The sequence below is a fragment of the Pseudomonas sp. HS6 genome (assembly GCF_023375815.1).
In the GTDB taxonomy this organism is placed as follows: domain Bacteria; phylum Pseudomonadota; class Gammaproteobacteria; order Pseudomonadales; family Pseudomonadaceae; genus Aquipseudomonas.
In genome coordinates, this window is the sequence record NZ_CP067412.1 from 5,656,065 (window position 1) to 5,670,861 (window position 14,797).

Sequence of the window (14,797 nt, forward strand, 5' to 3'; positions counted from 1 at the left end):
TTGCTACGCAAATCTATTGCCGGGCCGGGCGAGGCCAAGGTTCTGGCGCAAGGTCCGACCCTCGTATTCGGTTCTGAACAGCCCGCGCCGTTGCAGTTCCGGCACCACGCCATTGGCGAAGTCTTCGAGCCCGCCAGGCAGGTGCGGCACCAGCACATTGAAACCGTCCGCAGCGCCCTGTTCGAACCATTCCTGCAAGCGGTCGGCGATCTGTGCCGGTGTGCCGACAACGCTGTAATGCCCGCGACCGCCGGCGATCCGGCGGCCCAGTTCAGCGAGGGTCAGGTGCTCGCGGCCGGCTAGTTCGGTCAACAGTTTCTGCCGGCTCTGCTGGCCGCTTTCAGTCAGCGGCAATTCCGGCAGCGGCCCGTCCAGCGGGTACTTCGACAGATCGAAGTTGCCCAGCATACGCCCAAGCAGGGCGACGCCAACCTCGGGTTCGACCAATTGCTGAAACGTTTCACATTTTTCCTGCGCTTCGGCTTCCGTCCGTCCGACCACGACAAACACGCCGGGCATGATTTTCAGCGAATCGGCGCTGCGTCCGTACTTCGGCAAGCGGCCCTTGAGGTCGGCGTAAAACGCCTGGGCGCTAGCCAGTGAGGTTTGTGCGGTGAACACCACTTCGGCCGTCTGCGCCGCCAGTTCACGCCCGGTCTCCGACGAGCCGGCCTGCACGATCACCGGCTGACCCTGCGGCGAACGAGCGACGTTCAACGGGCCTTTAACCCGAAAGTGCTCGCCGACGTGATCCAGCACATGCAGTTTTTCCGGGTCGTAATAGGCGCCGCTGGTCTTGTCGCGGAGGAAGGCATCGTCCTGCCAACTGTCCCAGAGCCCGGTCACCACCTGATGAAATTCCCGGGCGCGGCTGTAGCGTTCGGCATGGCCGATGTGTTCGTCGCGGCCGAAATTTTGCGCTTCGGCGGCGTTGTCCGAGGTCACCAGATTCCACCCCGCTCGCCCGCCCGACAGATGATCGAGGGACGCGAATTTACGCGCCACGTGATACGGCTCGTTGTAGCTGGTGGTGGCGGTGGCGATCAGGCCGATGCGTTCGGTCACTGCGCTTAACGCCGAGAGCAACGTCAGCGGCTCGAAGTGATCCGAACGGGCCATGCGGCTGGCAATGTCATGGGTTGGCGCGGCGACGCTGTCGGCAACGAACAACGTGTCGAACTTCGCTGCCTCGGCAATCTGCGCCAGACGTTTGTAATGGGCGAAATCCAGTCCGGCGTTGGCCGGTACGTCGGGATGCCGCCACGCGGCGACGTGGTGCCCGGTGGCCATGAGGAACGCGCCGAGTTTCAGCTGTCTGCTCATCTCAGAAATCCTTGCGCAGTTGCACGCCGAAGTAGCGCTCGTCGTCGCGAGGCACAGCGCGGTAGATGTAGTTGCCACCGCTGGCGAGCAATGGCGAATACGACTTGTCGGTGAGGTTCTTGCCCAGCAACGCCACGCGCCAGCCGTTGGTGTAATCGGCCAGGGCGACGCTGGCGTTCCAGAGGCCGTAGGCGCCCTGCTTGGTGTCGGCGTTCTGGCTGATGTCGTACTGCACTTCACTCTGCCAGCTGTAGTCGGTGCCGAGCTCGATATCCAGTCCGTTTTCCAGCGGGATGGTGTAGTCGGCACGCACGTAGCTTTTCCAGTCCGGGCTGAACGGCAGCGGCTTGCCATTGACGTTGCACGACGCCGCCGCACCCGCCGGGCAGGAGAACTGGTCGATGCGGGCGCGGGTGTAGGCCAGCGCGCCGGAGAACTTCAGTTGCTGGGTTGCCTGCAAGGCGTAATCAAGTTCCACGCCTTCGGTGCTGACGCTGCCGGCGTTGATCAGGCGCGTTACCACTTGGCCGGCGACGGTGTCGAAAAAGTTCGCCTGATAGTTGTCGTAGTCGCTGTGGAAAACCGCGAGGTTGGTGGTCAGGCGATTGTTCCAGGATGAAGCCTTGACCCCCGCCTCCCAGGTGTTGGAGGTTTCCGGTTTCAGTGCTTCGGTATCGCGCGGCTGCATGTTGAAGAACACGTTGTAGGCCGGGCCTTTGTAGCCGCGCGAGTAGGTCAGATAAGTGGTGACGGTATCGCTCAGGTCGTACTGCAAACCGAGCCGACCGGACCAGCCGTCCTCGTCCACCGAGCCAGAGCTGCTGGTCGCCGGTTGAATGCCGCTGACCGTGGTGGCTGACGTGGAGACACGACGGTGATCGTATTCCAGATCGTCGTGGGTGTAGCGCAGGCCGGCGATGCCACGAAAATCCGAGGTGAAATTCAGCGTGCTTTCGCCAAACACCGCGTAGCTGTCGCTGGTGGTGCTGTAGTCAGCGATGCCCCGATTGACGCTGGTGGTGGTGGTCAGCGTGCGCTGATAAGTCTCGTCATCCTTGCCGTGCATGTAGAACAGGCCGCCGACGTATTCGAGGAACTCGCCTTTCGGCGAGGCCAGCCGCAACTCCTGCGAGTACTGGTCGAAGGCCAGATCGCCCTTGTCCGCCGTGCCGGGGAACGCGGCCGTCACCGTGCCGAGGCGGTCGCCGTCTTGATACTGGGTATTGTCCCAGCCGCGCCACGCGGTGATCGAGGTCAGGGTGTAGTCGCCCAGTTGCCAGTCGAGCTGGCCGGACAGGCCCTTGTTAGTGTCCTCGACGTGGGTGCGGGTGTCGGTGTTGATGTCGCGGTTGTGGCTGGTCGCGCCGACCGGGCTCAACGCATTGGCGAAGGCCGGGGTCAGTGCCTTGGTCACGACGCCGTTCGGGCCGTCATCGTGGGACTGCATGTAGTCGGCGATCAGGGTGAAGGTGACGTCGTCGTTCGGGGTGAATTCCAGTTTGCCGCGCACGCCGCGATGGTTGTAGCCGTTGACCTCCTGACCGTTGTGCTTGTTATCGACGTTGCCGTCGTAAGTGCCGAAAAGAGTGCTGATCGAACCCTTGAGCGTGTCCGGAATCAGGCTGCCGCCGATGCCGAAACGGGTGCGGCTTTCGTTGCCGCTGTAATACGACTGATCGATGTAGCCGTGGGTCTCGGCGGTCGGCGCCTTGCTGGTGATGTTCAGCACGCCGGCCGAGGCGTTCTTGCCGAACAGCGTGCCTTGCGGGCCGCGCAAGACTTCGACGCGCTCCAGGTCCAGCAGATCCAGAGTGGATTGGCCGGGGCGCGCATAAACCACGCCATCAATCACCGTGGCCACGGTCGGCTCGACGCCCGGCGAGGTGGAAATCGTCCCCACGCCGCGCACGAACAACGAGGTGTCCTTGTTCGAGGCGCCGGTGCGGAAATTCAGCGAAGGCACTTGCTGAACGATGCTCGCCACGCTGTTGCGGTTGTCGCGCTCCAGTTGCTCGCCGTCGATCACCGATACCGCCACCGGGACCTTTTGCAGCGACTCTTCGCGGCGGGTGGCGGTGACCGTGACGGACTTGAGTGTCGGCTCCTGATCGGTGCTGTCGGCGGCGAACGCGGCGGGCAGCGGCAGCGCGGCCAGCCCGGTCAGTAGCCAGCCCGCAGCGCGGATCGATTGCGCCAGTTTATGTGTCGCCCCAGGAATGTTGTGCATGCTGTGCCCGCTCGAAAAGTTGCCCTGAACCGCTGCCGTTCTGCGACGACAGCGACTGTCTCGGTGTCTTGGGCATTCGCTCGAGCGAGTAGCAGACAACGCGCCTTGTTAGCGCTAACATCGCCAGTATTGGCAAGCCGGACATAGACCGTCCAATACTGAAAAATTACTTTTATATGCGTTTTGGTTTTTAAGAAGGATCGAGCCTTGAGCGAAGAAAAGCCCCGCAAACGCCGTGGCGCCGGTCGCGTGACCCTCAACGCGGTGGCGCGCCAGGCCGGTGTTTCGGCGATCACCGTGTCGCGCTATTTCAACCAGCCGGAACAGGTCTCGCCCGAACGCCGCGAACGGATCGCAGCGGTGGTCGCCGAGCTGGGTTATGTGCCGAATCTGGTGGCCGGCGGGCTTGCCTCGGCGCGGGGCAAAATAGTCGGCATGGTGATCCCGAACATCTCCGGGCCGATCTTCGCCAACACCATTCAAGGCTTTAGCGACACCCTCAGCCGCCACGGTTATCAGTTGCTGCTGGCCTCGAGTTACTTCAGCGCCGAACAGGAAGAAAACGCGGTGCGGGCCTTCCTCGGCTGGTCGCCAGCGGCGCTGGTGGTGACCAGTCACTTCCACAGTCCGGGCACGGAAAAGATGCTCGCCGAGGCGGATATCCCGGTGATCGAAACCTGGGATTACCAGCCGGATCGTGAGCCGATGCAGATCGGATTTTCGCACTTTGAAGTGGGTGTCAGCGCCGCTCGTTATCTGCACGGCAAAGGCTATCGACGCATCGCTTTCGTGCAAAACAGCGCACCCGGCGACTTCAGTGCGCTGGAGCGCCGCGACGGTTACGCAGCGACCGTGCGTGAGTTGGGCCTGGAACCGTGGGTATTCGCACCAGATGCCGATCGCGCCCCGTTCGAGGCCGGCAAACAAGCGATGGAAGCGCTGATGAACGCCTCACCGCGCCCGGACGCAATCATCTTCGCCAACGACAACCTCGCCGCCGGCGGCCTGCTCGCCGGACAACGGGCCGGCCTCAAGATCCCCGAAGACTGCGCCGTCCTCGGCTTCGGCGACTACCCGTTCGCCGAGATGCTGCTGCCGAGCCTGAGCACGATCAAACCGCCAGCGCTGGAGATCGGCGTACTGGCGGCGACGCGGGTGCTGGAAAGCCTGGGCGTGCTGCCGAGCGATGAGGTGCAGCGACTTAATCTGCTGCAATGCCAAGTCATCGAGCGGGAAAGCACCTGACGAATATGGCGTGGGCTGGATTGGCTATGCTCTAAATGAAACCGAGGTGCCCCCTTCGCGGGCAAGCCCGCTCCCACAGGTTCTGTGTTGCGTACAAAATCTTTGGACGACGCAGAACCCTGTGGGAGCGGCGGTGCGACGATTCGACTTGCCCGCGAAGGCGCCCGACCAAACACCGACTATGCCGCAGGCACATCCATGCACACCGCAATCATCATCTTCTTCGGCCTGATCCTGCTGGCGCTGATGTTCTACATCGGCGAGCGCATCGGCTTCAGTCGCCAGACCATGGCCTACGGCTTCGCGGCGTTGTGGCTGGCGTTGACGGTGATCAATGGTGCGGTCGGCGTGGTGCACGCGGGGCAGCCGTTGGGGTCGGAGATTGCGATTGGCAGCGCCGTGTTCGGGGTGCCGATCGCTGCAATGGTGTTGTTCATGGTGCTGAGCGCCGAGACCTGAATCCGTCCCGGCGCCCTGCGCCGATCAACGCACCAGATGCAGGAACTGCATGTGCCGTTCGTACTGGTCGAGGATGTCGTTGATGATCTGCTCTTTCGTGTAACCGACCAGATCGTAGTCCTGACTGCCCTCGCTCAAGTGCACTTCGGCGCGGTAGTAGCGGCGATTGTTGAGCTGCTTGGAGCCCATTCCGCCACGAGCAAACGAAGGCGTGAAGTAGCCGCGCATCTGCACCTGGTAGATGAACGGGTGCAGCTCGCCGTGACCGATTTCCAGGCTGACGCTGTCATGAGCCGGGTCGGGTTGCGTAACGACATTTAGCCCCTTCTCGACGAACACCGCCGTCACTTCTTCAATGGCCGGTTTCACCGTGGAATCCATGAAACGGTAAACCTCGTCACGCGACGGGAAGTGCACAGCCTGACTCAGGCGCTGTCGCCAGCCACCCTTGCCACGTCGTGAACCGGACACCGGCGCCAGCGAATGCAGTTGCGCGATCTGCTTCTGCGACTCCAGGTAAAACGCCTTGTGCAGCCCCCACATCATCAGCAACAGAATCAGCGAGAACGGTAGCGAAGTCAGCACCACCGCTGACTTCAACGCATCGATGCTGCCGGAGAACAGCAGCGCACTGGTGACCAGTGCAGTCATCGCGCCCCAGAACACCCGCAGCCATTTCGGCCCGTCTTCATCCGGATTGCCGCCCTTGGCCGACAGGGTCGAGAGCACCACGGTGCCGGAATCGGCGGAGGTGACGAAGAACACGAAGCTGATGAACACCGTCACCGCAATGACGGTTTTGCTCCACGGGTAGGTTTCCAGCAGCAGGTAGAGGGTCATCGACGGGTTGTCGAGGGCGGACATACCCAGTGCCGACATGCCGTGGTTGAGCACCTGATCGATGGCGCTGTTGCCGAAGATCGACATCCACGCCAGGGTGAAACCGAGCGGGATCAGCAGCACGCCGAAGACGAATTCGCGGATGGTCCGGCCACGGGAAATCCGTGCGATGAACAGGCCCACGAACGGCGACCACGCGATCCACCAGGCCCAGTAGAACACTGTCCAGCCACCGAGCCAGTCGCTCGGTTTGTCGTAGGCGTAAAGGTCGAAACTCTTCATCGGCAACGCGCCGAGGTAGTCGCCAAGGTTCTGAATCAGGGTGTTGAGCAAATGCTGGGTGGGGCCGGCGAACAACACGAACAGCAGCAGCGCACAGGCCAGCAGCATGTTGATGTCGGACATGACTCGCACGCCCTTATCTACACCGGAAACGGCGACGATGATCGCCGCGCCCATCATCAGCGTGATCAGGCCGACCTGAATCCACTGGGTGTGGGCGATGCCGAACAGGTAATCCAGGCCCGAGTTGAGATGCAACACGCCGAAGCCCATGTCCGCACCGAGGCCGAACACCGTGGCGATGATGCCGAAGCCATCCACCGCGTAGCCGATGGGGCCGTTGATGCGCTTGCCGATCAGCGGGTAAAGCGCAGAGCGCAGGGCCAGCGGCAGGTTATGTCGGTAGGCGAAATACGCCAGCGCCATGCCGACGAAGGCGAACACGCCCCAACCGTGCAGGCCCCAGTGCAGAAACAGAATCTGCATCGCCTGGCGCGCCGCATCCGCCGTACCGGCCTCGCCTTGCGGCGGCTGGAGCATGTGGGTCAGCGGTTCGGACACACAGAAGAAAAACAGCGTGATGCTGATCCCGGCGGCGAACAGCATACCGGCCCAGGACAGGTAACTGAATTCGGGTTCGTCGTGGTCGGCACCGAGTTTGATCTTGCCGTAGCCCGATAACGCGGTGACCACCACGAAGACCAGATACAGGGTCATCGCGAGCATGTAGTACCAGCCGACCGTGTTGGCCGCCCAGTTTTGCGCCTCAAGAAGCCAGGCACCGGCCTGTTCCGGCATCGCAATGACAACCAGGCCAAACAGCAGAATCACCGACGCGGCGAACCAGAACACCGGCGGATTCATGCGCACCAGACCGCTGGCGGGGGTGGACGATGCACTCATGAACGGTGCACCTCAAGGGGTTGAAAAATGGCTGAAATGATCGGACTCAGCAAAGGCAAGCCTCCTGTTGTGAGCGGGCAGCGAGCTACCGGTTTAACTTGAATGAACGTTCAAGTTAAACATGGATAGCACACTAAGGACTAATCGCAGGGCTCAGCGGTCGCTTTCGTACGCTAGCTCAAGGAGGGGTATGACGCTGTGACGAAGGCGTTCGTTCCCACCTTGAGCAGGAACGAACGGACAGGAAAATTACTTCTGCGTCCCGTCATCATGCTGCAGATTGGCCTGGGTCAGGTTGCACCCGGCCGGTACGCTGCGGGTCAGCCACACGTTGCCGCCGATAGTCGAACCCTGGCCGATGGTGATCCGCCCGAGAATGGTCGCGCCGGCGTAAATCACCACGTCGTCCTCGACAATCGGATGCCGCGGATGGCCTTTCTGCAACTGGCCGTCCTCGTCCGCCGGGAAGCGTTTGGCGCCGAGGGTCACCGCCTGATAAATCCTCACACGCTCACCAATGATCGCGGTCTCGCCGATCACTACACCGGTCCCGTGGTCGATGAAGAAACTGCGGCCGATCTGCGCGCCCGGGTGAATATCGATACCGGTCGCCGAGTGGGCGATTTCCGAACTGATCCGCGCCAGCAGCGGCAAACCCGCGCGATACAAATGGTGCGCCAGTCGATGGTGAATCACCGCCAGAATCCCCGGATAGCACAGCAGCACTTCATCGACGCTGCGCGCCGCCGGATCGCCGTGATACGCCGCCAGCACATCGGTGTCGAGCAGGCTACGCAGGCCTGGTAGCGCCAGAGCAAAATCCTGAATGATCCTGATCGCCTGCGCTTCGACTTCAGTGTCGGCCCGGGCGCTGTGGCGCGCGACGTAACGCAGTTCGAGTCGCGCCTGTGCCAGCAACGCATTCAACGCAACGTCGAGGGTGTGGCCGACGTAAAAATCCTCGCTCTCCTCACGCAGATCCACCGGCCCCAGACGCATCGGGAACAACGCACCGCACAAGGCTTCGAGAATCTGCGCCATCGCATCACGGGACGGCAGCTCGCGCCCGCCCTGCTCGCCGGTGGCGCGGCCATTTTGCGTACGCCACTGATCCCGCGCGGTACGCAGCTGGCTGACGATGGTCTGCAATTGCCAATGGCTGGAACGCTCGCTCACGGTAAAGACTCCTCACGGGCGGCCGGACTGTCTGGCCGCGTCAACGGCCATTACTTTACGGCAACGCCCCGGATGCGAATTAAGAACCGATAGTGCTGGCCTAAGCACATTTGGCTATAAGCGATTGACGGTTGCCCCGGTAAATCGGCGTGCCTATAGTCCTGACATCTCCTTGCATCAGTACGGACCCATGATCAAACAACAGCTGGACCGCTTTAACCGCCTCGACCTGCTCGGCCAACCGACCCCACTGGAAAAGCTCGAGCGCCTGTCCACCTGGCTCGGCCGCGACCTCTACATCAAGCGCGATGACCTGACGCCGCTGGCCATGGGCGGCAACAAGCTGCGCAAGCTCGAATACCTCGCCGCGGATGCCCTCGCCCAAGGCGCGGACACGCTGATCACCGCCGGTGCACTGCAATCGAACCACGTTCGCCAGACCGCCGCGCTGGCCGCCAAACTGGGTCTGGGCTGCGTAGCCTTGCTGGAAAACCCACTGGGTACCGACGACAGCAACTACACCGGCAACGGCAACCGCCTGCTGCTGGATCTGTTCGACACCAAGGTCGAACTGGTCGACAACCTCGACAACGCCGACGAACAACTGGCCGCCCTCGCCGTGCGCCTGCGCAGCAACGGCAAGAAGCCTTATCTGGTGCCGATCGGTGGTTCCAACGCCCTCGGCGCGCTGGGTTACGTGCGCGCCGGCCTGGAGCTGGCAGAACAGATCAAGGACACCGGCCTGCAATTTTCCGCTGTAGTTCTGGCCTCGGGCAGCGCCGGCACGCACAGCGGCCTGGCACTGGCCTTGAGCGAAGCGCTGCCGCAACTGCCGGTGATCGGCGTGACCGTCTCGCGCAGCGAAGAAGATCAGCGCCCGAAGGTGCAAGGTCTGGCCGAGCGTACTGCCGATCTGCTGGGCGTGGCGCTGCCGGAGAGTTTCAAGGTCGAGCTGTGGGACGAGTACTTCGGCCCGCGCTATGGCGAGCCAAATGCCGGGACACTGTCAGCGGTGAAACTGCTGGCGAGCCAGGAGGCCGTGCTGCTGGATCCGGTCTACACCGGCAAGGCCATGGCCGGGTTACTCGACGGCATCGGTCGCGGGCGTTTCGACGACGGCCCGATTATCTTCCTGCACACCGGCGGGGCCCCGGCGCTGTTTGCCTACAAGGATTTTCTGTAGGCCTGAGCGCGTTCCCGCGCCCTGCGTGGGAACGCTCAGCGTCGGCTCGAATGCATATTCACTAAATGCATAACAAATAGAAAATTCATTATTTTCCATTCTAAAAAAACCGTCTTATAGTCTCGCCACAGGCGAATTTCGCGAGAGACGCATAAGCTGCTTTAAGGCAGGATAGCGCTGTCGTTCAACTCCCGGATTCGCCAACTTTCCTTAAGCGTCTTCCATAAGAAAACACAGGGGCTTGTCATGATTCTTTCCGCACTACGTCGAAATCTGCTGGTAGGTTCGCTGGGCCTGGCACTGAGCGCCGGTCTGATCAGCAGCGCCGTTGCCGGTGAGCAACTGCAACAGATCAAGGACAAAGGCGTTATCAACGTCGGCCTGGAAGGCACTTATCCGCCGTTCAGCTTCGTCGACGCCGACGGCAAACTGTCGGGCTTCGAAGTCGAACTGTCGGAAGCCCTGGCCAAGAAGCTGGGCGTGAAGGCCAAGATTCAGCCAACCAAGTGGGACGGCATCCTCGCCGCTCTGGAATCCAAGCGTCTGGACGTCGTGGTCAACCAAGTGACCATCTCCGACGAGCGCAAGAAGAAGTATGACTTCTCCGAACCGTACACCATCTCCGGTATTCAGGCACTCGTGCTGAAGGACAAGGAAGCTGCGCTGAACATCAAGTCCGCCGCTGACCTGTCCGGCAAGAAAGTCGGTGTGGGCCTGGGCACCAACTACGAGCAATGGGTTCGCGCCAACGTGCCGGGTGCCGACGTGCGCACCTACGACGATGATCCGACCAAGTTCGCCGACCTGAACAACGGCCGTACCGATGCCATCCTGATCGACCGTCTGGCCGCACTTGAATACGCCAAGAAAGCCCCGAAAACCGTAGCGGCCGGTCAGGCGTTCTCCCGTCAGGAATCCGGTATCGCCCTGCGCAAAGGCGAGCCTGAACTGCTGGCAGCCGTGAACAAGGCCCTCGACGAGCTGCGTGCCGACGGGACCCTGGCCAAGATCTCGGAAAAGTACTTCCAAGCTGACGTCACTAAATAATGGAAGCAGCTTTCCAACTCGCACTGGACTCCGCGCCCTTTCTGCTCAAGGGCGCGTACTACACGGTAGTCCTCAGCCTCGGCGGCATGTTCTTCGGTCTGCTGCTGGGCTTTGGCCTGGCGCTGATGCGCCTGTCGCGTTTCAAATCGGTCAGCTGGCTGGCCCGCATCTACGTGTCGTTCTTTCGCGGCACGCCGTTGCTGGTCCAGCTGTTCGTGATCTATTACGGCTTGCCGCAAATGGGCCTGGAACTCGACCCGCTGCCGGCGGCCCTGATCGGCTTCTCGCTGAACATGGCCGCTTACGCCTGTGAAATCCTGCGATCCGCAATCGGTTCGATCGAGCGCGGTCAGTGGGAAGCGGCTGCGAGCATCGGCATGACCCGTGCGCAGACCCTGCGCCGGGCCATCCTGCCGCAAGCGATGCGCACGGCCTTGCCGCCGCTGGGCAACAGCTTCATTTCACTGGTCAAGGACACCGCACTGGCCGCCACCATTCAGGTGCCGGAGCTGTTCCGTCAGGCACAGCTGATTACCGCCCGGACTTTCGAAGTCTTCACCATGTATCTTGCCGCCGCGCTGATCTACTGGATTCTGGCCACGGTGCTGTCGCACTTCCAGAACAAGTTGGAAGAGCGGGTCAATCGGCACGACCAGGAGTCCTGACCCCATGATTGTCGTGGAAAAACTGACAAAGCAGTTCAAGGGTCAAGTCGTGCTCAACGGCATCGATCTTGAAGTGAAAGAAGGCGAGGTCGTGGCAATCATCGGCCCCAGCGGTTCGGGAAAAACGACGTTCCTGCGCTGCCTGAACTTCCTCGAACAACCTACCAGCGGCCGGATCAAGGTCGGCGATATCGAGATCGATACCAGCCGCCCGCTGAACCAGCAGCAAAGCCTGGTGCGCAACCTGCGCCAGCACGTGGGCTTCGTGTTCCAGAACTTCAACCTGTTCCCCCACCGCACCGCCCTGGAAAACGTCATCGAAGGCCCGATCGTGGTCAAGAAGATGCCCCGTGACGCTGCCATTGCCCTGGGCAAGAAACTGATGGCCAAGGTAGGCCTGGCGGGCAAGGAAGACGCCTATCCACGGCGCCTGTCCGGTGGCCAGCAACAGCGCGTGGCGATTGCCCGGGCGCTGGCGATGGAGCCGGAAGTCATCCTGTTCGACGAGCCTACATCGGCCCTCGACCCGGAACTGGTCGGCGAAGTACTGGCGACCATTCGCGGCCTGGCCGAAGAAAAACGCACCATGGTTATCGTCACCCACGAAATGGCGTTCGCCCGTGACGTGGCCAACCGCGTGGTGTTTTTCGACAAGGGTGTGATCGTCGAGCAAGGTGAAGCAAAGGCGCTGTTTGCCAATCCGAAAGAAGAACGCACACGACAGTTTCTCAGCAAGTTCCGCAACAACGGCTGACAACTTCGCAAGTGCTATCACTCACTTCCACGGATGGAAGTAGTGTTTCCTCGAAATAAAAATCGTCCTTTAAATACAAACAATCAACTTCTTAAAAATGCAGTACATATATATGTTCTGCAACACGTTCCCTGCGCGTAAAATTCGCCGCATCTTGATTTCCCGCTTCGGCAGAACACACAGCGAAACACGCTGAAAACCGCAGCAATCTGTGGCCTGCTTCCTTATAAGGCCTAGGCCAAAAGCCGCGACAATGTAGGATTTTTCTGATTAATCCGTAATTCACGGATTAACTAATCCACTTGCTTGACAGCTCTTCCGGCGAACTCTTATCTAGTCGCCAACCGGCACACGCTAGTTCAACAAGACACGTTCAAACTTGTACGGAACTCCGAAGTTTTATTGCCGGGTAATTCACGCCATTCGTTCTTTCGAAAACGGACTTCGCTGCAAGGCTTCAAGGAGAGAAACCGATGACCTGCATTTCAAACACCCTGCTGCTGGCACCACCGACCCTGGAAAAATCCCACGGGGCCGGTATCAACCTCATGGCGGCCGTCAACCTCTCGGTCGACATCGCGCCCTGGCACGACATGGACGGCGGCGACCTGATCGAGTTGTTCTGGGATGGCTGCTACGTCGCTTCCCGCGTACTGGATGCCGGGGATGTCGGAAACACGATCAGCTTGCGAGTGCCGGAAAGCTTCATCATCAGCGGTTCGCCGCGTGTGCACTACCGGGTCATGCAGGTCGGAAGAAAACCAGCGCTGTCGGCCAGCGCGCGGTTCCAGGTCAAGCTCGACTGCCCGGGTGGGCAATTCGCGACAAGCTGCGCAGAGGAAAACCAGTACCTGCTGCCGGTCAGCCTTCCCGAAATCATTCGCCGACGCGGGGTCAACCCGAACCAGATCAAGCGCGGCGTCCCGCTGACCATCGAGCCGTACCTGAACATGGCCGAAGGTGACGAAATCACCCTGCGCTGGGGCGACGCGCGCATGGATCTGCCACGTATTACCCAATCCGGTGTCGGTCACGGCATTCAGGTCTGGGTGCCCCCGGCAATCATTGTCGAAGCCGGCGAAGACCTGCGGCTGGATGTGACCTATTGCATCATCGACCGGGTCGGCAACAACTCGCGCTGGGCGCCGCCACAGGCGCTGAAAATCGGTTGTGTGAATCCTTATCTGAAAGTGCCGCTGAAGCAGATTCCAATAGCCGCGGAGCGCAAAGCCGAGTGAGCTTTTGATCTTCTATGCATATTCCTAAAAGTTAGTTTATTTAATATTTATACACGCTTAGGGTATATGAACCGGACCACCGGACATTCTTTCGTTCGCCGCACTTTCGCGGCGTTTTTCATGAGATGTGAGGTAGGTAACATGGTCCGGAACACAATCACCCCAGTGCAAATCGCCAGGGCATTGCGTGCAGCCAAGGAGCGGCACTGATGTCCAGTCTGGCAGATGCAAACGTCCAGAGTGACCTGGACATCGCCCCGTTGTTGTTGCCCGCGCAAGTGCTGCGCAACGACGCACAAGCCATCAAGGCCGCCCATGAGCTGGCGCAAGTCGCCCGCGTGCAGGCCGCCAAACGCGACCGCCAACGCAAGCTGCCGTGGTCGGAAATCGAACAGTTCACCCGCAGCGGTTTGGGCAGCATCGCCATCCCGCGCGAGTACGGCGGCCCGCAGGTTTCCTTCGTCACCCTGGCCGAGGTGTTCGCGATCGTTTCCGCGGCCGACCCGGCACTGGGACAGATCCCGCAGAACCAGTTCGGCATCATCAACCTGATCCTCGGCAGCGCCACCGAAGAGCAGAAACAGCAGCTGCTGCAAAGCGTGCTCGAAGGCTGGCGCATCGGTAACGCCGGGCCTGAGCGCGGCACCAAAGACACCCTGGAATTGAAAGCGCGCATCACCGCCGATGGCGATGACTACGTGATCAACGGCCAGAAGTTCTATTCCACCGGCGCCCTCTTCGCCCATTGGGTGGCGGTCAAGGCACTCAACGATGACGGCAAGCAAGTGCTGGCCTTCGTCCGTCGTGGCACGCCCGGCCTGCGCATCGTCGACGACTGGTCGGGTTTCGGCCAGCGCACCACTGCCAGCGGCACGATCCTGCTGAACAACGTGCGGGTCGACGCTGGTCTTGTGGTGGACAACTGGAAGATCAACGAAAAGCCCAACACCCAGGGCGCGGTGTCGCAGTTGATTCAGGCAGCGATCGACGCCGGCATCGCCCGTGGCGCCATCGATGACGCCATCGAATTCGTCAAGACGCGCGCCCGGCCGTGGATCGACGCCAAGGTCGAACGGGCCAGCGACGACCTCTACGTGATCGCCGACATCGGCAAACTGAAAATCGAACTGCACGCTGCCGAAGCGTTGCTGCGCAAGGCCGGGCAAGTGCTGGATCAGGTGCACGCCGCGCCGCTCACTGCCGAGTCGGCCGCCCGAGCTTCGATAGCCGTGGCCGAAGCCAAAGTGCTGACCACCGAAATCTCGCTGCTGGCCAGCGAAAAGCTCTTCGAGCTGGCCGGCAGCCGCGCCACCCTCGCCGAATTCAACCTCGACCGTCACTGGCGCAACGCCCGGGTGCACACCCTGCACGACCCGGTGCGTTGGAAGTACCACGCGGTCGGCGCCTATCGCCTAAACGGAAAACTTCCGGCTCGCCATTCCTGGATCTGACGAC

12 protein-coding genes are annotated in these 14,797 nt (G+C 61.2%); 8 read left to right on the plus strand and 4 right to left on the minus strand.

The annotated features are described in order from the left end of the window. Positions 1-3: 3 nt before the first annotated feature. Positions 4-1,323 carry an LLM class flavin-dependent oxidoreductase gene (locus JJN09_RS25715; RefSeq protein ID WP_249484301.1) on the minus strand — a complete coding sequence of 440 codons (1,320 nt, stop codon included), beginning with the start codon at positions 1,321-1,323 and terminating at the stop codon, positions 4-6. 1 nt (position 1,324) lies between these two features. Further along, a complete protein-coding gene (locus JJN09_RS25720; protein WP_249484302.1) occupies positions 1,325-3,550 on the minus strand; it encodes a TonB-dependent receptor in 2,226 nt (741 codons plus the stop codon). A 207-nt stretch (positions 3,551-3,757) separates the two neighbouring features. Here JJN09_RS25720 and JJN09_RS25725 point away from each other — a divergent pair, with 207 nt between their 5' ends. Then, positions 3,758-4,795, plus strand: coding sequence for a LacI family DNA-binding transcriptional regulator (locus JJN09_RS25725; RefSeq protein WP_249484303.1), 1,038 nt, complete (start codon positions 3,758-3,760; stop codon positions 4,793-4,795). A 198-nt stretch (positions 4,796-4,993) separates the two neighbouring features. Then, positions 4,994-5,254 carry a hypothetical protein gene (locus JJN09_RS25730; RefSeq protein WP_249484304.1) on the plus strand — a complete coding sequence of 87 codons (261 nt, stop codon included), beginning with the start codon at positions 4,994-4,996 and terminating at the stop codon, positions 5,252-5,254. Between the two features lie 24 nt (positions 5,255-5,278). Here the strand turns inward: JJN09_RS25730 and betT are convergent, their stop codons facing one another. Together betT and epsC are read right to left on the minus strand one after the other, a co-directional pair. After that, a complete protein-coding gene (gene betT, locus JJN09_RS25735) occupies positions 5,279-7,240 on the minus strand; it encodes a choline transporter BetT (protein WP_249490855.1) in 1,962 nt (653 codons plus the stop codon). A gap of 288 nt (positions 7,241-7,528) precedes the next feature. Next, entirely contained in the window at positions 7,529-8,455 is a 927-nt protein-coding gene (gene epsC / locus JJN09_RS25740) for a serine O-acetyltransferase EpsC (protein ID WP_249484305.1), read from the minus strand. A gap of 190 nt (positions 8,456-8,645) precedes the next feature. On the opposite strand from epsC, the gene JJN09_RS25745 reads away from it, so the two are divergent. The 6 genes from JJN09_RS25745 (at position 8,646) to JJN09_RS25770 (ending at position 14,793) form a co-directional block, all read left to right on the plus strand. Further along, positions 8,646-9,638, plus strand: coding sequence for a D-cysteine desulfhydrase (locus JJN09_RS25745; protein ID WP_249484306.1), 993 nt, complete (start codon positions 8,646-8,648; stop codon positions 9,636-9,638). Between the two features lie 246 nt (positions 9,639-9,884). After that, positions 9,885-10,685, plus strand: coding sequence for a cystine ABC transporter substrate-binding protein (gene tcyJ, locus JJN09_RS25750; protein WP_096821892.1), 801 nt, complete (start codon positions 9,885-9,887; stop codon positions 10,683-10,685). Next, entirely contained in the window at positions 10,685-11,350 is a 666-nt protein-coding gene (gene tcyL / locus JJN09_RS25755) for a cystine ABC transporter permease (protein WP_085733348.1), read from the plus strand. The genes tcyJ and tcyL overlap by 1 nt, the downstream gene beginning before the upstream one ends. 4 nt (positions 11,351-11,354) lie before the next feature. Next, entirely contained in the window at positions 11,355-12,104 is a 750-nt protein-coding gene (gene tcyN, locus JJN09_RS25760) for an L-cystine ABC transporter ATP-binding protein TcyN (RefSeq protein WP_249484307.1), read from the plus strand. A gap of 473 nt (positions 12,105-12,577) precedes the next feature. Beyond that, the gene (locus tag JJN09_RS25765; RefSeq protein WP_249484308.1) at positions 12,578-13,342 is read left to right on the plus strand and encodes a hypothetical protein; all 765 of its coding nucleotides are present in this window, start codon (positions 12,578-12,580) and stop codon (positions 13,340-13,342) included. A gap of 209 nt (positions 13,343-13,551) precedes the next feature. Next, a complete protein-coding gene (locus tag JJN09_RS25770) occupies positions 13,552-14,793 on the plus strand; it encodes an SfnB family sulfur acquisition oxidoreductase (protein ID WP_249484309.1) in 1,242 nt (413 codons plus the stop codon). Positions 14,794-14,797 lie beyond the last annotated feature (4 nt).